The organism is Phyllobacterium phragmitis, from assembly GCF_002980495.1.
GTDB classification, from domain to species: Bacteria; Pseudomonadota; Alphaproteobacteria; order Rhizobiales; family Rhizobiaceae; genus Paramesorhizobium; species Paramesorhizobium phragmitis.
On sequence record NZ_PVBR01000138.1, the window covers coordinates 1 to 229 of the forward strand.

At 63.3% G+C, this 229-nt stretch carries 1 pseudogene; it reads left to right on the forward strand.

The window, feature by feature from the left end:
- Positions 1-229, forward strand: a pseudogene (locus C5748_RS28470) (ISAs1 family transposase); the annotation flags it as partial.

The window sequence follows — 229 nt, forward strand, 5'->3', positions numbered from 1 at the left end:
ATCGCCGCCGCCATCCGCAACAAGGGCGCCGATTATCTGCTTGCCCTCAAGGGCAACTGGCCCGCCCTTTGCGCCGAAGTCGAGCGCTTCTTCGCCGACGCTGGTCCGGACACCTGCCAACACCATCAAAGCACGGACAATGACCATGGCCGCCTCGAAATCCGCCGCCATGCCGTCTGCCATGATGTCGGCTGGCTCACCTCTGACAAACGTTTCCCCGGCGAATGGC